This is a genomic window from Streptomyces vinaceus (assembly GCF_008704935.1).
GTDB lineage: Bacteria > Actinomycetota > Actinomycetes > Streptomycetales > Streptomycetaceae > Streptomyces > Streptomyces vinaceus.
Genome location: NZ_CP023692.1, coordinates 5732404 through 5749793, shown reverse-complemented (window position 1 = coordinate 5749793; position 17390 = coordinate 5732404). Strand labels below are relative to the sequence as shown.

The window sequence follows — 17390 nt, the reverse complement described above, 5'->3', positions numbered from 1 at the left end:
CGCCAAAGCGCCCCTCCCCAAGGTTACCGGCCCCGGACACGGGCGCCGCCCAGTACCGGGGAGTACCGCGGGCGGGGGGCGCCCGGCGGCGGCCGGGACTACTGCTGGCGCAGTGCCCAGCCGCGTTCGCGCAGCTCCGCGGTGAGGGCGGCGGCGGCCCTCGGGTCGACCATGAGCTGCACCAGACCGGCCTGCTGGCCCGTGGCGTGCTCGATCCGGACGTCCTCGATGTTGACCCCGGCCCGCCCGGCGTCGGCGAAGATCCGGGCGAGCTCGCCCGGCTCGTCGCTGATCAGTACGGCGATCGTCTCGTACGCCACCGGCGCCGTGCCGTGCTTGCCCGGCACCCGGACCCGGCCCGCGTTGCCCCGCTTCAGTACGTCCTCGATGCCGGCCGCACCGCCGCGGCGCTTCTCGACGTCCGCCGACTGGAGCCCGCGCAGCGCGTCGACGGTGGCCTCCAGGTCGGAGGCGATCCCGGCGAGTACGTCGGCCACCGGGCCCGGGTTGGCCGAGAGGATCTCCACCCACATCCGCGGATCGGAGGCGGCGATCCGGGTCACGTCCCGTATCCCCTGCCCGCACAGCCGTACCGCCGTCTCGTCGGCCTCCTCCAGGCGCGCGGCGACCATGCTGGACACGAGCTGCGGGGTGTGGGAGACGAGGGCGACCGCCCGGTCGTGCGCGTCGGCGTCCATGACCACCGGTACGGCCTTGCACAGGGCCACCAGTTCGAGCGCGAGGTTGAGCACCTCGTGGTCGGTGTCACGGGTCGGGGTCAGCACCCAGGGCCGGCCCTCGAAGAGGTCGGCCGTCGCGGCGAGCGGACCCGAGCGCTCCTTGCCGGCCATCGGGTGGGTCCCGATGTACGACGTGACGTCCACGCCGAGGGCCGCGAGTTCCCGGCGGGGGCCGCCCTTGACGCTGGCCACGTCCACGTACGCCCGGGCCACGCCGCGGCCGATCGCCTCGGCCAGCGTCGCGGCCACGTGGGCCGGCGGTACGGCGACGATCGCGAGGTCGACCTGGCCCTCGGGGGCCTCGTCGGTGCCGGCGCCGATGGCGGCGGCCGTACGGGCCTGGGCCGGATCGTGGTCGGTGAGGTGGACGGTGATCCCGCGGGCGGCCAGGGCGAGTGCCGCGGAGGTGCCGATCAGTCCGGTTCCGATCACGACGGCGGTTCTCACGGGGCGCTCCTGGGATGCGGTGACGGGTAACGGCAAGTCAGGGCCAGAGTAGCCAGCGATCACGGCGCGAGGGCCCGGCAGCCCGTCATGTGGACGGCGGCCGGGCCCTCGGTGCCCGCGGGGTCCAGGGGGTGTCCGGCGGATCAGGGCCGCTCGCCCCGGCCCGGCCGTGATCCGCCTCGGACACCCCCTAGAGGTTCTGCTGCCGGATGATGTCCTCCAGCGAACCGCTCGGGATCGAACCGGCCGGACTCAGCTTGTCGACGGCCTGCGGCAGCTCCTGCGCAATCTGGTCGGCGGCCTCCTGCGGGCTGACGCCCGCCTGCTCGGCGACCTGCCGGAGGGTGTCGTCCGGCAGCGCCTCGGCGATCTGGGCGCCGCTGACCGGCTTGTTGTCACCCGTACCGACCCAGGACTGCGCCTGGTCCGCGAGACCGGACTTGGCGAGCATGTCCATCAGCCCGCCGAGCGGATTGTTCCCGCCCCCGGCGGCCCGGGCGCCGCCGGCACCGCCGCCCATGAGAGCGCCGAGCAGCGCGCCGAGGATGTTGCCGCCGCCACCGCCTGCCTGGCCGCCGCCGCCACCTCCGAGGAGGCCGCCCAGAAGGGAGCCGAGGTCGTTACCCGCCATCGTCCAAGCCTTTCGAGAGGGTTCGAGACACGGACAATGTCACCCGATCCACCTCATTGCGCCACTTGCTGCAACCGTTCGGCGGGCCCTGCGGTAGAACGATCGGCATGATCTTCCACATCGTGCCGCTCGCCGACTGGACCTCCGCGCCCGAGCTCCCCTACGCCCCCGCCTCCCTCGACTCCGAGGGTTTCGTGCACTGTTCGGCGGACCGCCCGACCGTGCTCGCGATCGCGGACGCGCACTACCGCGAGGTCCCCGGTCCGCTGCTGGCCGTCGAGCTCGACGAGCGGGCCCTGACCTCGGAGGTCCGCCGCGAGGGTGAGACGGGCGGCCGCTACCCGCACGTCCACGGCCCGCTGGACCGGGCGGCCGTGGTCCGCCTCTGGGAGGTCGTGCGCACGCCGGGTGCCCCGGCGCGGCTCGTCGCGTGGGAGCAGGGCTCCTGAACCGCACGGCGCGGGGGCTTCTCCTGGGGCCCGGGAGGCGCCAGGATGCTGCTCGCCATCCCGCAGCGACCCGATCGAGGAGCACCCCATGAGCGACCCCACGCCGACGGCCCGCCGTACGGTCCTGGCGGCAGGAGCGGCCGTCGCGCTGGCAGGCGGCACGCTCACCGCGTGCGGCGGCGAGGACAAGAGCCCGAAGAGCGAACCGGGCAGCCCCTCCACCCCGCAGGCCGCGGCCCCGTCCTCCCCCGCCTCCCCGTCCGCCCCCTCGTCGGGAACGGGCAAGGCGCTGCTCAAGTCCTCCGCGGTACCGGTGGGCGGCGGCACGGTCCTCAAGGACGAGAAGCTGGTGGTCACCCAGCCCACGGCCGGGTCCTTCCGCTGCTTCACGGCGGTGTGCACGCACCAGGGCTGCCTCGTGAACAAGGTGGCGGACGGCACCATCGACTGCCCCTGCCACGGCAGCAAGTTCCAGATCACGGACGGCGCGGTGGCCCACGGCCCGGCGACCCGCCCCCTGGCGGAGAAGCAGATCACGGTGGCCCCGGACGGGGATATCTCGCTCGCGTAGCCCGCCCGCCGCGGCCTAGGCTCCCGGGATGAACGCGCCGACGACACCCCCGGAAGCCCTCGCCCTCGTACGCGACCACACGATCTACGCGTGCGTGATGGGATCCCGGGCGTTCGGCCTGGCGACGGAGGCGAGCGACGTCGACCGGCGCGGCGTCTACCTCGCCCCGACCCCGCTCTTCTGGCGCTTCGAGAAGCCGCCCCCGCACGTGGAGGGCCCGCGGGAGGAGGAGTTCTCCTGGGAGCTGGAACGCTTCTGCGAACTCGCCCTGCGCGCCAACCCGAACATCCTGGAGTGCCTGCACTCCCCGCTGGTGGAACGGCTGACCCCGCAGGGCGAGGAACTCCTCTCCCTGCGGGAGGCCTTCCTGTCCCGCCGGGCACACACCACGTTCTCCCGGTACGCGGTCTCCCAGCACGCCAAACTGCTCGCGGACGTCCGCATCCACGGCGCCCCGCGCTGGAAGCACGCCATGCACCTGCTGCGGCTGCTCCTGTCCTGCCGTGACCTCCTGCGCACGGGCCGCCTGACGATCGACGCCACCGAGTACCGCGACCGCCTCCTGGCGGTCAGGCGCGGCGAACTGACCTGGCCGGAGGTGGACACGTGGATGTCCCGCCTCCAGGAGGAGTCGCAGACGGCCCTGGCCCTCACCCCCCTCCCTCCGGAGCCGGACCGGGCCCGCGTGGAGGACTTCCTCCTGCGCGCCCGACGCACCTCAGCCGCGTAGCCCCCGCCGCCGGACCACGGACGCGTCGAGTGCGTCCGACACGGCTCCGGCGTCCCAGAGGGCGCCGAAGGCCAGGAGTTCGTCCCGGTACTCGATGCGGCCCTCCCAGTCCCGGGGCCAGACCTCCGCGCCGAGGTGGGCGCCGGCGAAGGCGCCGGCCAGGCAGGCGATCGAGTCCGAGTCCCCCTTCGTGCAGGCCGCGCGGCGCAGCGCCGTCAGGGGTTCCTGCGGGAAGAGGAGGAAGCACTGGAGGGCCGTGGCGAGGGCCTCCTCGGCGATCCAGCCGTCGCCCGTCGTCAGGCACGGGTCCGTTTCCGGGGAGGGGGTCCGCAGGGCCGCCGTCAGGCGGTCCAGTACGGCCAGGCATTCGTCCCAGCCCCGCGCCATGAAGGACTCCGGCGAGGCGTCCGACGCCGTGCGCATCCAGAGGTCGCCCAGCCAGCGCTCGTGGTAGCGGGTCCGGTTGTCGAGGGCGTACGAGCGCAGCTGCCCGACCAGGCCGGTCACCTCGGTCCCCTGCGCGAGGAGGTAGACCGCCCGGGCCGTCAGGTCGCTGGCGGCGAGGGCGGTCGGGTGGCCGTGGGTGAGCGCCGACTGGAGCTGGGCCGCGCCGGCCCGTTCCTCCTCCGTCCAGCCGGGGACCAAGCCCACCGGGACCACGCGCATGTTCGCCCCGCACCCCTTCGAGCCGACCTGGCTCGCGTCCCTCCAGTCCCGGGAAGGGTCGTTCAGCAGGCTGCACGCCCGCAGGCAGGTGTTGCCGGGCGCCCTGTTGTTCTCCGGGGAGTGGTACCAGTCGACGAACTCCTCCCGGACCGGGCGGGCCAGGCGCAGCGGGCCCACGCGGCCGCGGCCGGTCGCCGTCCGTATGCCGCGCGCCAGGGCCAGCGTCATCTGGGTGTCGTCCGTGACGATCGCCGGACGGGGCAGGGGCATGGACCGCCACGGGCCGGTCTTCGCCAGGATCGACGGGACGTCGTCGAACTCCGTCGGGAAGCCCAGCGCGTCGCCCAGCGCGAGGCCGATCAGGGCCCCCGTCGCCGGCCGCTTCCCCGTAGTCGCAGCCATGGTCATTTCGCGTGTCCTTCCGTGGGGCGGAGCAGGGGCGGGTGGAGGGCGGTCGCCGGGCCCGCCCGGTACAGCGCGGCCGGTTTCCCCCGCCCTCCGGTCAGCCGGGCCGCACCCGGCACGGCCTCGACGAAGCCCGGGGTCGCCAGCACCTTGCGGCGGAAGTTGGGCCGGTCCAGGGCGGTGCCCCAGACGGTCTCGTAGACCGACTGGAGCTCCCCGAGGGTGAATTCGGGCGGGCAGAACCCCGTGGCCAGGCAGGTGTACTCCAGCTTCGCGCCGACCCGGGACCGGGCGTCCGCCAGGATCGGCCCGTGGTCGAAGGCCAGGCCGGCCGCCTCCCCCACCGGTACCCAGCGCGCCTGCGCCGCGTCCCCGCCGCCCTCCGCCGCCGGCTCCGGCATGTCCGGCACCAGGGCGGTGAAGGCCACCGAGACCACCCGCATCCGCGGATCGCGGTCCGGATCGCTGTACGTGCGCAGCTGCTCCAGGTGCAGCCCCGCGACGACCGCCTCCGACAGGCCGGTCTCCTCGGCCAGTTCCCGGCGGGCCGCGGTCTCCGCGGACTCCCTCGGGAGCACGAAGCCGCCGGGGAGCGCCCAGGCCCCCTCGTACGGCTCCTGCCCGCGCCGGATCAGCAGGACGTGCAGCGCCCCGCCCCGGACGGTGAACACCGCCAGGTCCACCGTCACCGCGAACGGCTCGAAGGCGTGCGGGTCGTAGGCCGCCGTCGTCATCGGTGCTCCGGCAGCGGGTCCGCGAAGTGCCAGCCGCCGGCCAGCAGTGCGTCGACCGCCTCGACGGCCTGCGCCAGCCGCGCCTCGCGGTCACCGCGCACGACCAGGAAGGGCCTGCCGGTGGCCGTGAGTTCCGCGCGGAAGCGTTCCGTCATCCAGGGCCTCAGGTGCTCGCCGTCGCGCAGCCCGTCGTCCTCGAAGGGCACGTCCGCGTGGTGCGTGAGCAGGTAGAGGTCCCGGTGTGTCAGCGCGGCGATCTTCTCGACCTCCTCGCTGCGGCCCCCCGTGTACCGCTCGTGCCAGATGCCGGTCGCGAAGGAGTCGGTGTCGCAGATCAGCACCGGTGAACCCGCCCGGGCCGCCCGCTCCTCCTCCGCGTCCTGCCGCCGCGCGATCACCGGGAACTCCTCCGACCCGAAGGACACGTCCTCCCAGGTGGCCGCCGGGTCCGCCGCCCGCGCCGCCGCGAGCTTCTCCTCGCTGTACGCGCGCCCGTACTCCGCGACCCAGCCCGTTCCGGCCCACACTCCGCCGCGCGCCCGGTAGTGCGCCGCGAGCGCCCGCGACAGGGTGGTCGTACCGGTGGACTCGGCGCCGAGCACGACGATGCGCCGGGTCAGGGCCGCCCGTACGCCCGGGCCCAGGAACTCCCAGTTCCGGGCCGGGTCCGCCCGTACCGCCGTACCGGAGACGGGGAAGCGGGTCCGCCCCGGGTCCACGCGGACCTCCTCGGCGCCGAACCGCCGGGCGAGCTCCGTCCCGTACTCCTCCGAAGTGAAGACGGCGTCCACGCGCTGCGGCACCGCGCCCCGGAAGACCGCCATGTGCGCCTCCCAGACCGCCGGGTCGTGCAGGTCGACCGGGATGTCGTCGACCGCGCCGACGACCTCGGCCCCCGGGTGCGCCTCGCGCATCCAGGCCACCCGGTCGGCGAGCGGCACGGACTCCACCGAGGCCGCGCACACCAGTACGGTCAGCCGCTCGCACCGCTCCTGGGCGGTGCGCACCAGGTGGTGGTGGCCGGCGTGCGGCGGGTAGAACTTGCCGAGGACCAGCCCGTGGGCGTACCGCCGCTCGTCGCTCATGCGGCCGCCTCCGCCGCCGTACGGGCGCCGCGCGCCGGCAGCGTACGGCGCCAGCCGAGCAGGCCGACCACGCAGAGCGCGAGGAAGCCGACGTACAGGGCCGAGGTCAGGTACAGCCCCTTGTAGGCGTACAGCGGGATGTACACGAGGTCGGCGGCGATCCACAGCCACCAGGACTCGACCAGTTTGCGGCACTGGCCGTAGGTGGCCATGAGCGAGAGCCCGGTGGTCAGCGCGTCCCAGAAGGGGACGGTGGAGTCGGTGACCCGGCCCAGCAGGAGCGTGAGCGCGAGCACCCCCACCGCCCCCGCCGCGGCCAGCACGGCCCATTCGGTGCGCGTGGTGCGGCGCACCGGCAGGGCCTCGGCGGTTCCTGGTCCACCCCCGTGGGTCCAGGACCACCAGCCGTACGCGGCGAGGGCGATGAAGACGATCTGGAGCCCGGCGTCGGCGTACAGGCCGGACTGGGCGAACAGCACGATGAAGAAGACGTTGTTGGCGATGCCGATCGGCCAGTTCGCCACGTGCTGCCGGGCGACGAGCCAGACGCACAGGGCTCCGGTGGCGAAGCCCAGGATTTCGGTCCAGCTCATGACGGCCGACCCCCCTCGTTCTTTAATAGTCATCCTGACTATAAACAGGGGGTGGGGTCCCTGACAAGCGAAAAAGCCCGCAGTGCCACGAGGGCACTGCGGGCTTTCCGAACCGCCGGGAGGGGCTTACAGACCGACCTCGCGCATGAGCATGCCGACCTCGGTGTTGGTCAGGCGGCGCAGCCAGCCGGACTTCTGGTCGCCCAGCTCGATGGGACCGAAGGAGGTCCGGACGAGCTTGTCGACGGGGAAGCCCGCCTCGGAGAGCATGCGGCGGACGATGTGCTTGCGGCCCTCGTGGAGGGTCACCTCGACCATGTAGTTCTTGCCGACCTGGTCCAGGACGCGGAAGTTGTCGGCGCGGGCCCAGCCGTCCTCCAGCTCGATGCCGTCCTTGAGGCGCTTGCCGATGTCGCGCGGCAGCGAGCCGGTGATGGCGGCCACGTACGTCTTCTTCACGCCGTACTTCGGGTGCGTGAGGCGGTGGGCCAGCTCGCCGTGGTTGGTGAGCAGGATGATGCCCTCGGTCTCCGTGTCGAGCCGGCCGACGTGGAAGAGACGCGTCTCACGGTTGGTGACGTAGTCGCCCAGGCACTGGCGGCCGTCCGGGTCCTCCATGGTGGAGACGACACCGGCCGGCTTGTTCAGCGCGAAGAACAGGTACGACTGGGTGGCGACCGTCAGGCCGTCCACCTTGATCTCGTCCTTCGGCTGGACGCGCTTGCCCTGCTCCAGCACGATCTCGCCGTTGACCTCGACGCGGGCCTGCTCGATGAGCTCCTCGCACGCGCGGCGCGAGCCCATGCCGGCCCGCGCGAGCACCTTCTGCAGGCGCTCGCCCTCCTGCTCGGCGCCAGGGAAGGTCTTCGGGGTCTTGATCACGGGCTTGTCGGCGTACCGGTCGCGCACGCGCTCCTCGATCCGCGCGTCCAGCTCGCGGGGGCGGGACTGGCCGCTACGGCTGCCGGGGCCGCGGCGCGGGCCGCCGGCCCCGCCGATGCCGGGGGTCTTGGAGGTGCGGGGACCGCCCTTGGCACCACCGCGCGCCGCGTCACCGCGGGCACCGCCGCGACCGGCGTTGGCACCGCCGCCGCGGCTGCGCTCGCCCTCGGGGCCCACGTCGTAGCGACGCTCCTCGGGGCGGGGGTTGCGGGGGCGCTGCGGGGCCTGGTCGCGGTCCCGGTCGCGCGGGGCGCCCGAGCCGGAGCCGCCGCCGTAGCCGCCGCCGGAGGAGCTGCCACCGCGGTAGCCACCGCCGCCGGAGCCGCCGCGCTGGCCGCCTCCGCCGGAGGAGCCGCCGCCGCGGTAGCCACCGCCGCCGGAGGAGGAGCCGCCGCGGCTGTTACCGCGCCCGCCACCGCCGCCGCCGCTGTTCCTGTTGCCGCCACCGTTGCCGTTGCCGCTGCTTCGCATCAAAGTTCCGTCGTCTTGTCGTCTTCATCGGTATCCGGTGCATCCGGATCGAACGACGGAACACCCTCTTGCGTATCGGCTTCGATCGCGTCCGCCTCGGGGAGGAAGGGCGCGAGCTCCGGGAGCTCGTCCAGGCCGCGCAGGCCCATCCGCTCCAGAAAGTAGTTCGTCGTCCTGTACAGGATCGCACCTGTTTCGGGTTCCGTGCCCGCCTCGGCCACCAGACCGCGCTGGAGCAGGGTCCGCATGACCCCGTCACAGTTCACTCCGCGGACCGCCGAGACCCGCGAACGGCTCACCGGCTGGCGGTACGCGACCACCGCCAGCGTCTCCAGGGCAGCCTGGGTCAGCCGGGCCTGCTGGCCGTCCAGTACGAAGCTCTCGACGGCGGCCGCGTACTGCGCCCGCGTGTAGAAACGCCAGCCGCCCGCGACGAGCCGCAGCTCGAAGCCGCGCCCCTGGACGGTGTACTCGTCCGCCAGCTCGCGCAGGGCGTCCGCGACCTCGCGCGGGGCGCGGTCCAGCACCTTGGCGAGGTGCGCCTCGGTCGCGGGCTCGTCCACGACCATGAGGACGGCCTCCAGGGCGGGCTTCAGCGCGAGCCCGACCACGTCACTCATCCCTTGACTCACTCCTTGACCTCCACGATCCGGTCGAACTCGTCGGTGACGGTCGGCATCCCGTCGCCGTCCCCGCCGCTCCAGCGCACGGTCAGCGTCTTCAGGGCCTCCTCCTGGTCGAGGACCACCGCCTTCTCCCGGTAGAGCTCCAGGAGCGCCAGGAAGCGCGCGACGACGGTGAGGGTGTCGCCCGCGTCCTCGGTGAGCTCCTGGAAGGTGGCCTCGCCGCGCGTCTTGAGCAGGGCGACCACGAGGGCGGCCTGCTCCCGCACGCTGACCAGCGGGGCGTGGATGTGGTCGACGTAGACCTGGGGCTTCGCCTTGGGCTGCATCGCCTTGACCGCGAGCCGGGCGAACCCCTCGGCGCCGATGCTGATGACGACCTCGGGCAGGAGCTCGGCGTGGTGGTCCTCCAGGCCGACGGTGCGCGGGTAGCGGCGGCCCTCGCTCTCGGCGCGCCGCTCGAAGATCTCGGCGATCTGTTTGTACGCGCGGTACTGGAGCAGCCGGGCGAAGAGCAGGTCGCGGGCCTCCAGCAGGGCGAGGTCGGCCTCGTCCTCGACCTCGGCGGCGGGCAGCAGGCGGGCCGCCTTGAGGTCGAGCAGGGTCGCGGCGACCACGAGGAACTCGGTGGTCTGGTCGAGGTCCCAGTCGGGGCCCATGGCCCGGATGTGCGCCATGAACTCGTCGGTGACCTTGGAGAGGGCCACCTCGGTGACGTCGAGCTTGTGCCGGGAGATCAGCTGGAGCAGGAGGTCGAAGGGCCCCTCGAAGTTGGCGAGCCGCAACGTGAACCGCCCGTCGCCCTGCGAGGCCCCTGCGGGAGCCTCGACGCGCGCGGGTACCTCCGCGGGCGCGGGTGCCTCGGGGGCCTCGGCGAAACCGTCCACCGCATCCTGCGGGGCCCCGGCGGGAGCGGGGACCCCCGCGGAGCCCTCCACCTGCTCCTGCGGGGCCTCGGCGGGCGCGGGAGCCTCGGCGAAGCCCTCCACCGACCCCTGCGGGGCCCCTGTGGGGGCCTCCGCGGGCGCGGGGGCCTCACCGGACTCCTCGCCCGGCCCCGGCGCCGCGGGCCCCTCAGGGGGTACGTGGGGCTCTCGCGGCCCGCGCCCCAGACTGCGGCGGGCGGGGCGGCTGGGATCTACGGGAGGGGGCATGGGGGTCCAAGGCGGTACGGAAGGGCTAACGGTCGGCCGGGGCCACCCCAAGGCTGCCACGCCCCGCCCCCCACCCTCCCCCGGACCCGCCCGTAACCCGGCAGCCGCCGAAGCGGAAGCAGCAGGCCACCCGGCGGACCGAAGGGCGAAAGCCCACCGGCGCAGCAGGGGCGGCAGCCACCCAGGCAAGGAAGCGGCAAGCCGACCGGCGGACCGGAGGACGGAAGCAGCCCGGCGCGGGAGCGGGAAGTCAGTCGGCGGAACAGGGCGGCAGCCACCCGCGCGCGGAAGCAGCAAGCCGACCGGTGGACCGGAGGACGGAAGCCACCCTGCGCGGGAGCGGAAGGTCAGTCGGCGGAACACGGCGGCAGCCACCCGCGCGGAAGCAGCAAGCCGACCCGCGGAGCAGGGGGCAGGAGCTGCCAGGGCGGGAGCGTGTCATCCCCACCGGGGTGCAGTCAAAGCAGGCCCGGTGGCCCGCCCTTCCCGCCTCCCGACCGCCCGTCTCGGGCCCGTCTGCCGACTGTGGCACCGGTCACTACGGGTAAGAGGGTCCACCGCCCCGAAATCACCGCCAGGTCGACATCAGCCACCGTCACCACAGGGGGCAGAGGCCAAAGCGGCGCACAGGGCGGGCACACGGAGCAGAACGACGGACAGGGCGTCGTGAGGCGCGAGAAAGACGGGCCGCAGGCCGCATCCGGCGTCAAGCCCGGCGGCCATGGGCGGCTTCGGGCCTGCCCGCGCGGTCACGCCCCGCACTCCACCGACACCGCCCCACCAAAGCCCCTGCCCGTCACCGGCCCGTCTCTCGACCGACCACGGCACCGGCCACCACGGCCGCGAGGACCCACCAGCCGCACCGTCACAGCGATGGCTGGACCCGCAAACGGCACGCGGGGCGGCACACGGGACAGAACGACGGCGGGGGCGTCGTAAGGCGCAGGAAGGACGGGCCGCAGGCCGCATCCGGCATCAGGCCCGGCGGCCATGGGCGGCTTCGGGCCTGCCCGCAGGGTCACACCCCACACTCCACCGACACCGCCCCACCAAAGCCCCTGCCACCGCCACCGGCCCGTCTCTCGACCGACCACGGCACCGGCCACCACGGCCGCGAGGACCCACCAGCCGCACCGTCACAGCGATGGCTGGACCCGCAAACGGCGCGCAGGGCGGCACACGGAACAGAACGACGGCGGGGGCGTCGTAAGGCGCAGGAAGGACGGGCCGCAGGCCGCATCCGGCGTCAAGCCCGGAGGCCATGGGCGGCTTCGGGCCTGCCCGCGCGGTCACGCCCCGCACCCCACCGACACCGCCCCACCGAAGCCCCTGCCCGTCACCGGCCACCGTCACGACGGCCAAGCCCGCAGCCGACGCCGTACGGCGGACGCACGAGCAGAACGGCATACCGGGCGCCGTGGAACCGCCGCCAAGCCGGCATCAGCCACCGTCACCACAGTGGCAGAGGCCAGAAGCCGCGCGCAGGGCGGGCACACGGAGCAGAACGACGGACAGGGCGTCGTAAGGCGCGAGAAAGACGGGCCGCAGGCCGCATCCGGCATCAAGCCCGGCGGCCATGGGCGGCTTCGGGCCTGCCCGCAGGGTCACACCCCGCACTCCACCGACACCGCCCACCGAAGCCCCTGCCACCGCCACCGCCCGGCACAACAGGCCGCCCGTCCCGGTCACGCCCACCATCCGGCAACGCCCGCACTCAGACGGTCAGCACCCGTACCAGCCAACCAGCCAGCGCCCCCGCCTTCAGGCGGTCGGGCTCGGGGCCCAGGTGGTCAGCGGCCGCGGAGTCTGCGGACCAGGATGCTCGCGTCGCCGCGGGATTCCAGGTCCGCCAGTACGACCGCCACCGCCTCGCGGACGATGCGGCCGCGGTCCACGGCCAGCCCGTGCTCGCCGCGCAGCACCAGCCGCGCGTGCTCCAGGTCCATGAGCTCCTCGGCGGAGACGTAGACCGTGATCTTCTCGTCGTGCCGCTCGCGCCCGCTGGGCCTGCGGTTCGCCCCGCGGCCCTGGCCCTTGCCCCGCCGGGGCTCCGGGCTGACAGAACCTTCCTGCGGACGCCGGGGGGCGACCACCGACTCCGGGCCCGCCGCCGCTGCCTCCCGGCTGCGGCCCTCGACCGCCGCGCCCTCGGCCGTCGTCGCCGTGTGCTCCCCGGCGGTCGACTCCTCCGGGCTGCGCCTCGGCGAGGACGCCTGGAGCGCCATCCCACCGGTCGTACGGAACAGTTCGTCGGCTCCGGGCAGACTCACTCGGCGTGACACCGGGCGAGCACCTCCCTGGCCAGCTGGCGATAGGCGGCGGCCCCGACGGAGTTGGAGGCGTACGTGGTGATGGGCTCACCGGCGACCGTGGTCTCCGGGAAGCGCACCGTACGGCCGATGACCGTGTGGTAGACGTGGTCGTCGAAGGCCTCGACGACGCGCGCCAGCACCTCGCGGCTGTGCACCGTACGGGAGTCGTACATCGTGGCGAGGATGCCGTCGAGCTCCAGCTCCGGGTTGAGCCGCTCCTGCACCTTCTCGATGGTCTCGGTCAGCAGCGCCACACCGCGCAGTGCGAAGAACTCGCACTCCAGCGGCACGATGACCTTGTGAGCCGCCGTCAGGGCGTTCACGGTCAGCAGGCCGAGCGAGGGCTGACAGTCGATCACGATGTAGTCGTAGTCGGCCATCAGGGGCTTCAGCGCCCGCTGCAGCGTCGACTCTCTCGCGACCTCGCTGACCAACTGCACTTCGGCGGCGGACAGGTCGATGTTGCTCGGCAGCAGGTCCATGTTGGGAACCGCGGTCTTGAGCAGCACCTCGTCGGCCGACATGCCCCGCTCCATGAGCAGGTTGTAGACCGTCAGGTCGAGTTCCATCGGGTTCACGCCGAGGCCCACGGACAGCGCGCCCTGCGGGTCGAAGTCGACGAGCAGCACGCGGCGCCCGTACTCGGCGAGCGCCGCACCCAGGTTGATGGTCGACGTGGTCTTGCCCACGCCGCCCTTCTGGTTGCACATCGCGATGATCTTCGCCGGACCGTGGTCGGTCAGCGGACCCGGGATCGGGAAGTACGGCAGCGGCCGTCCGGTCGGGCCGATCCGCTCCCGGCGCTGACGGGCAGCGTCGGGGGCGAGGGTGGCCGCGTACTCGGGGTCGGGCTCGTACTCCGCGTCGGGGTCGTAGAAGTGCCCTTCGGGCACGTTTTCGTAGTCGGCGAAACCCACGGGCTTTTCGCCGCTCAGGTCGCCGGCCCTGGAGTTCACGTCTAGGCCGTCCATGCTCTTTTGGGGCGTCGTCATGTGCTGGTGGTTTGCGAAGGTGCGGACCGCGACGGAGCCGACCGCTTCGAGCCCGCCGGATCCTTGGCCCCGGTCTGGCGTCCCTGCTCGACCACCTCCGGGAGCAAATGTCGACTCATTCACAAGTCGTCTTACCTCCTCGGACGTGACCAGGACACTTATCGATAGGTCAGCGTGGCACCATGCCGACGGTTGGCGACTCTATGGCGTGTCACCACTCAGCGGCAACACAATCCGTCGGACCGGCAACGATGTGTCGGCAACCGAACACCACTCTGTCAAGGGCGTCCGGGCTGTCACCGCGAAGTTTCGCGGGTGTGCGAAAGGGTTAAAGGGTTACGTTCGAGGCGAGTTGAGCCGCGTCCGCACCCGCCGCTCAAACGCCTCCGGCCGGACCTTGGGGGCAAGGTCCGGCCGGATACGTGAGATTGACGTCAGTCGTTGACGGGGTCTGACCGATCAGCCGAGCAGCGTGCCCAGCTCAAGGGTCGGCAGGCCGTGGGCCTCGGCGACCGGACCGTAAACGACCTGGCCGTCATGGGTGTTGAGGCCCAGCGCGAGCGCGGGGTCACGGCGCAGCGCCTCGACCCAGCCGAGGTTCGCGAGCTGCACGATGTAGGGCAGCGTGGCGTTGGTCAGCGCGTAGGTGGAGGTGTTCGGCACCGCGCCCGGCATGTTCGCGACGCAGTAGAAGACCGAGTTGTGGACCTGGAAGGTCGGCTCGGCGTGGGTGGTCGGACGGGAGTCCTCGAAGCAGCCGCCCTGGTCGATCGCAATGTCGACAAGGACACTTCCGGGCTTCATCTTGGCGACGAGCTCGTTGGTGACCAGCTTCGGGGCCTTCGCACCCGGGATCAGGACGGCGCCGATGACGAGGTCGGCCTCGACGACGGCCTTCTCCAGCTCGTAGGCGTTGGAGACGATCGTCTTGATCTTCGTGCCGAAGATCTTGTCGGCCTCGCGGAGCTTGTTGATGTCCTTGTCGAGCAGGGTCACGTGGAAGCCCATGCCGATGGCGATCTGCGCGGCGTTCCAGCCGGAGACGCCGCCGCCGATGACCACGCACTCGCCGGCGTGGGTGCCGGGGACGCCGCCGGGGAGCACGCCGCGGCCGCCGGCCGAGCGCATCAGGTGGTAGGCGCCGACCTGCGGGGCCAGGCGGCCCGCGACCTCGGACATCGGGGCGAGCAGCGGGAGCGCGCGGTTCGCGAGCTCGACCGTCTCGTACGCGATGGCGGTGGTGCCGGACTCCAGGAGGGCGTCCGTGCACTCGCGGGAGGCCGCGAGGTGCAGGTAGGTGAAGAGGGTCTGGTCCTTGCGGAGGCGGTGGTACTCCTCGGCGATGGGCTCCTTGACCTTCAGCAGCAGGTCGGCGGTGGCCCAGACCTCGTCCGCGGTACCGAGGATCTCGGCGCCGGCGGCGACGTACTCGGCGTCCGTGATCGAGGAGCCGACACCGGCGTTCTGCTCGACGAAGACCTGGTGGCCGCCTCGGACCAGCTCATGCACGCCGGCGGGCGTGATGGCGACCCGGAACTCGTTGTTCTTGACCTCGCGGGGGATGCCGACCTTCATCGTCGATCACGGTCCTTGGCTCAGGGGATTTTTCGGGGCACTTCCATACATACCCGCCCACAAGAACGCGCAACGGGATGCACCACGGGATGTCGTGGTGAAGCCAGTCTAATGAAGGACGACGCCCTGTCTAGCCTTGCAAACCAATAATCTCAGTCGGAACCACTACGGATTTCGCAGGCTGCGGGGTCATCTCCCAGCAATCTGTCGGCCGCGGACCGGTGCAGCCTCGCGGCCGCCGGGTCGCCCAGCTGGTCGAGGGTGTCGGCGAGACGCACCTGGAGCGCCGCCTGAAGCCGCAGGTCTGCGGCCCGGCGCGCGAGCTCCACCGCCTCGCGGCAGGTGTGCAGCGATTCCTCGGGCCGCCCGGCGTACTCCTGGATTCGCGCCATCTCGCTCAACGCCTTTGCCTGGCCCGGCACATCGGCCAGTTTCCGGTACCCCGCGGCGGCGGCCCGCCAGCTGCGCAGCGCGTCCCCGTAGCGGCCCGCGTACGTGTGCACGTTGCCCAGGCGTCCGTAGAGCCTGGCCTCGTCCGCCCGCTCCCCGCGCGCGAGGGCCTGGGACAGGGCCCGGCCGAACCAGTCGGCGGCCCGGTGCCAGTCCGCGAGCTCCTGGTAGGCACCGCCTACGGATTCCATCGCGCGGCCCGTCGCGTACGGGTCGTTCGCGGCCCGTCCGGCGTCCAGCGCGGCACGGTAGCGCTCCAGCGCCTCCTGGGTGCGGCCGGTCTCGGCGTCCAGGTCGGCCAGGTTCAGCAGGGCCGCGGCCTGCTCCCGGTACAGGCTGCGGCGCTCGGCCACGTCCAGGACCAGCCGGTGCAGCCCGTACAGCTCGGGGGCCGCCGCGGCGGTGCCGCGGTGCTCCGCCAGGGCCCGTACGAGGGCGGCGACCAGCCGGCGGGCCAGGGTGTCCAGCCCGCCGTCGGCCACGGCCAGGGTGGCGGCCGCGGACAGCGCGGGCAGCCGGGTGTCGAGCCACTTGGCGGCGGCCCGCCGGTCGGGGAAGCGCAGTGCCCGCGGCACCCCGTCCAGCTTCTGCCGTACGTCCGCCCCGGCCGGGCCGGGCGCCCCCTCGTCCTCGGCCTCGGCCATGACCCGGCAGGAGTGCAGCAGGCGTACGGTGCGCTCCAGCATCCGGGCCCGGGCCAGCTGGACCTCGGCGGGGCGCTCCTTGCTCTCCAGCAGGGCCTGGAGCATCGGCACCAGGCAGCCGGGCAGCCCGAAGAGCCCGTCGGATCCGTGGCGCAGCAGGCCCAGCCCGGCGAAGTCCTCCAGGGTGGACTGGGCCGCGGCCACGGAGCAGCCGGCGAGGGCGGAGGCCGTGTGCGAGTCGACGATCCCGGCAGGGGCCAGCGGCAGCAAGCGGAGGGTGCGCTGGGCTGGCTGCGGCAGGGACTCGTAGACGAGCCGGAAGCCGCGGCCGAGCGGCCCGTCGGTGCCCGGGGACATCTCGTGCAGCTGCTTGGCCACGTCCGAGACGGCGGCCTTGGGGTGCGCGGCGAGCCAGCCGCCGGCCAGGGCCAGTGCGGCGGGCTGCCCGCCGCACTCCTCGACGAGGGCCTCGGCCGCGTACGGGTCGACCGTGATCCGGGTGTCCCCGATGCGCTGGGCGAGCATCTGGACCCCGGAGGGGGTGTCGAGACCGCCGAGGGTGCACGGGCGGACATCCGGAATCCCGGTGAGCGGCCCTTCGGCGGTGATGACGACGAGGCATTCGGGGGTGTCGGGCAGCAACGCGTCGACCTGGTACGGATCGGCGGCGTCGTCGACGAGCAGGATCGCCTTGCGGTGGGCGAGGGCGGCGCGCAGGGCGGAGCTGAGCTCGTCCTCGGCGGCGCCGGGGGGCGTGGGCTCCCCGAGCCCCTCCAGCAGGTTCCGGATCGCCCGCTCGGTGGTGACGGCCTGCCCGCCGGGGGAGGTGAGCCGGGTGCGCAGGACCCCGTCGGGGTAGTCCCCGCCGACCTCGCGCACGAACGCCTCGGCGAGGGCGGTGCGCCCCGACCCGGGGCGCCCGGCCACGAGGAGGACGCGGGCGCGGGGGGACTTGGCCTTGCGTCCCGAGAGGGTGTCGAGCCCGGTCCGTGCGATGTCCTCGCGCAGCTCCTTGAGCTCACGCCGCCGCCCGACGAAATCCGTCACGGATCCGCTCCTCTCCCTGCCTTCGGGTTGCGAGCGTAGTTCACGCAGAGCGACGACCCGTGTGGAGCGCGGCGGACACATCGCCCAATCGGATCAGCGGATCGTCACACCACGCTCCCCCGGGGCCCG

The 17390-nt window shown here is 73.1% G+C and carries 16 protein-coding genes; 3 read left to right on the top strand and 13 right to left on the bottom strand.

The window, feature by feature from the left end; genetic code table 11:
- Nucleotides 1-98: 98 nt before the first annotated feature.
- Both CP980_RS25935 and CP980_RS25930 read right to left on the bottom strand, forming a co-directional pair.
- Nucleotides 99-1187, bottom strand: a complete 1089-nt coding sequence (locus CP980_RS25935) for a prephenate dehydrogenase (protein WP_150529191.1) — start codon at nt 1185-1187, stop codon at nt 99-101.
- Between the two features lie 190 nt (nt 1188-1377).
- Nucleotides 1378-1818 (bottom strand): YidB family protein, encoded by a 441-nt coding sequence (locus CP980_RS25930; protein WP_150529190.1) that lies wholly within the window; start codon nt 1816-1818, stop codon nt 1378-1380.
- A 107-nt stretch (nt 1819-1925) separates the two neighbouring features.
- On the opposite strand from CP980_RS25930, the gene CP980_RS25925 reads away from it, so the two are divergent.
- The 3 genes from CP980_RS25925 (at nt 1926) to CP980_RS25915 (ending at nt 3568) form a co-directional block, all read left to right on the top strand.
- Entirely contained in the window at nt 1926-2267 is a 342-nt protein-coding gene (locus CP980_RS25925; protein WP_150529189.1) for a DUF952 domain-containing protein, read from the top strand.
- 88 nt (nt 2268-2355) lie between these two features.
- Nucleotides 2356-2838, top strand: coding sequence for a Rieske (2Fe-2S) protein (locus tag CP980_RS25920; RefSeq protein WP_132760491.1), 483 nt, complete (start codon nt 2356-2358; stop codon nt 2836-2838).
- Between the two features lie 28 nt (nt 2839-2866).
- The gene (locus CP980_RS25915) at nt 2867-3568 is read left to right on the top strand and encodes a nucleotidyltransferase domain-containing protein (RefSeq protein WP_150529188.1); all 702 of its coding nucleotides are present in this window, start codon (nt 2867-2869) and stop codon (nt 3566-3568) included.
- Here the strand turns inward: CP980_RS25915 and CP980_RS25910 are convergent.
- The 11 genes from CP980_RS25910 to CP980_RS25860 form a co-directional block, all read right to left on the bottom strand.
- The gene (locus tag CP980_RS25910) at nt 3557-4636 is read right to left on the bottom strand and encodes an ADP-ribosylglycohydrolase family protein (protein ID WP_150529187.1); all 1080 of its coding nucleotides are present in this window, start codon (nt 4634-4636) and stop codon (nt 3557-3559) included. The genes CP980_RS25915 and CP980_RS25910 overlap by 12 nt on opposite strands.
- A gap of 2 nt (nt 4637-4638) precedes the next feature.
- Nucleotides 4639-5373, bottom strand: a complete 735-nt coding sequence (locus CP980_RS25905; RefSeq protein ID WP_150529186.1) for an NUDIX hydrolase — start codon at nt 5371-5373, stop codon at nt 4639-4641.
- A complete protein-coding gene (locus tag CP980_RS25900; RefSeq protein WP_150529185.1) occupies nt 5370-6458 on the bottom strand; it encodes an AAA family ATPase in 1089 nt (362 codons plus the stop codon). Before CP980_RS25900 ends, CP980_RS25905 begins: the two co-directional genes overlap by 4 nt.
- Nucleotides 6455-7051 carry a nicotinamide riboside transporter PnuC gene (pnuC, locus tag CP980_RS25895; protein WP_373312936.1) on the bottom strand — a complete coding sequence of 199 codons (597 nt, stop codon included), beginning with the start codon at nt 7049-7051 and terminating at the stop codon, nt 6455-6457. Before pnuC ends, CP980_RS25900 begins: the two co-directional genes overlap by 4 nt.
- A 126-nt stretch (nt 7052-7177) precedes the next feature.
- Nucleotides 7178-8464, bottom strand: coding sequence for a pseudouridine synthase (locus CP980_RS25890; protein ID WP_123515157.1), 1287 nt, complete (start codon nt 8462-8464; stop codon nt 7178-7180).
- Nucleotides 8464-9084, bottom strand: coding sequence for an SMC-Scp complex subunit ScpB (gene scpB, locus CP980_RS25885; protein ID WP_132760497.1), 621 nt, complete (start codon nt 9082-9084; stop codon nt 8464-8466). Before scpB ends, CP980_RS25890 begins: the two co-directional genes overlap by 1 nt.
- 8 nt (nt 9085-9092) lie before the next feature.
- Complete coding sequence (locus tag CP980_RS25880; RefSeq protein WP_150529184.1) at nt 9093-10241, bottom strand: segregation and condensation protein A; 1149 nt, start codon at nt 10239-10241, stop codon at nt 9093-9095.
- Between the two features lie 1790 nt (nt 10242-12031).
- A complete protein-coding gene (locus CP980_RS25875; RefSeq protein WP_099893544.1) occupies nt 12032-12523 on the bottom strand; it encodes a hypothetical protein in 492 nt (163 codons plus the stop codon).
- The gene (locus CP980_RS25870; protein ID WP_229340921.1) at nt 12508-13545 is read right to left on the bottom strand and encodes a ParA family protein; all 1038 of its coding nucleotides are present in this window, start codon (nt 13543-13545) and stop codon (nt 12508-12510) included. The genes CP980_RS25875 and CP980_RS25870 overlap by 16 nt, the downstream gene beginning before the upstream one ends.
- A 459-nt stretch (nt 13546-14004) precedes the next feature.
- A complete protein-coding gene (gene ald, locus CP980_RS25865; protein ID WP_132760499.1) occupies nt 14005-15120 on the bottom strand; it encodes an alanine dehydrogenase in 1116 nt (371 codons plus the stop codon).
- Nucleotides 15121-15272: 152 nt separating this feature from the next.
- The gene (locus tag CP980_RS25860; protein ID WP_150529183.1) at nt 15273-17342 is read right to left on the bottom strand and encodes a tetratricopeptide repeat protein; all 2070 of its coding nucleotides are present in this window, start codon (nt 17340-17342) and stop codon (nt 15273-15275) included.
- Nucleotides 17343-17390 lie beyond the last annotated feature (48 nt).

What these genes read in the sequence shown, in the direction of transcription:
- ald (WP_132760499.1), bottom strand. Translation starts at nt 15,120, where the DNA reads ATGAAGGTCGGCATCCCCCGCGAGGTCAAGAACAACGAGTTCCGGGTC.
- CP980_RS25890 (WP_123515157.1), bottom strand. Translation starts at nt 8,464, where the DNA reads ATGCGAAGCAGCGGCAACGGCAACGGTGGCGGCAACAGGAACAGCGGC.
- pnuC (WP_373312936.1), bottom strand. Translation starts at nt 7,051, where the DNA reads ATGAGCTGGACCGAAATCCTGGGCTTCGCCACCGGAGCCCTGTGCGTC.
- CP980_RS25915 (WP_150529188.1), top strand. Translation starts at nt 2,867, where the DNA reads ATGAACGCGCCGACGACACCCCCGGAAGCCCTCGCCCTCGTACGCGAC.
- CP980_RS25930 (WP_150529190.1), bottom strand. Translation starts at nt 1,818, where the DNA reads ATGGCGGGTAACGACCTCGGCTCCCTTCTGGGCGGCCTCCTCGGAGGT.
- CP980_RS25910 (WP_150529187.1), bottom strand. Translation starts at nt 4,636, where the DNA reads ATGGCTGCGACTACGGGGAAGCGGCCGGCGACGGGGGCCCTGATCGGC.
- CP980_RS25880 (WP_150529184.1), bottom strand. Translation starts at nt 10,241, where the DNA reads ATGCCCCCTCCCGTAGATCCCAGCCGCCCCGCCCGCCGCAGTCTGGGG.
- CP980_RS25900 (WP_150529185.1), bottom strand. Translation starts at nt 6,458, where the DNA reads ATGAGCGACGAGCGGCGGTACGCCCACGGGCTGGTCCTCGGCAAGTTC.
- CP980_RS25860 (WP_150529183.1), bottom strand. Translation starts at nt 17,342, where the DNA reads ATGTGTCCGCCGCGCTCCACACGGGTCGTCGCTCTGCGTGAACTACGC.
- CP980_RS25870 (WP_229340921.1), bottom strand. Translation starts at nt 13,545, where the DNA reads ATGACGACGCCCCAAAAGAGCATGGACGGCCTAGACGTGAACTCCAGG.
- scpB (WP_132760497.1), bottom strand. Translation starts at nt 9,084, where the DNA reads ATGAGTGACGTGGTCGGGCTCGCGCTGAAGCCCGCCCTGGAGGCCGTC.
- CP980_RS25905 (WP_150529186.1), bottom strand. Translation starts at nt 5,373, where the DNA reads ATGACGACGGCGGCCTACGACCCGCACGCCTTCGAGCCGTTCGCGGTG.
- CP980_RS25920 (WP_132760491.1), top strand. Translation starts at nt 2,356, where the DNA reads ATGAGCGACCCCACGCCGACGGCCCGCCGTACGGTCCTGGCGGCAGGA.
- CP980_RS25925 (WP_150529189.1), top strand. Translation starts at nt 1,926, where the DNA reads ATGATCTTCCACATCGTGCCGCTCGCCGACTGGACCTCCGCGCCCGAG.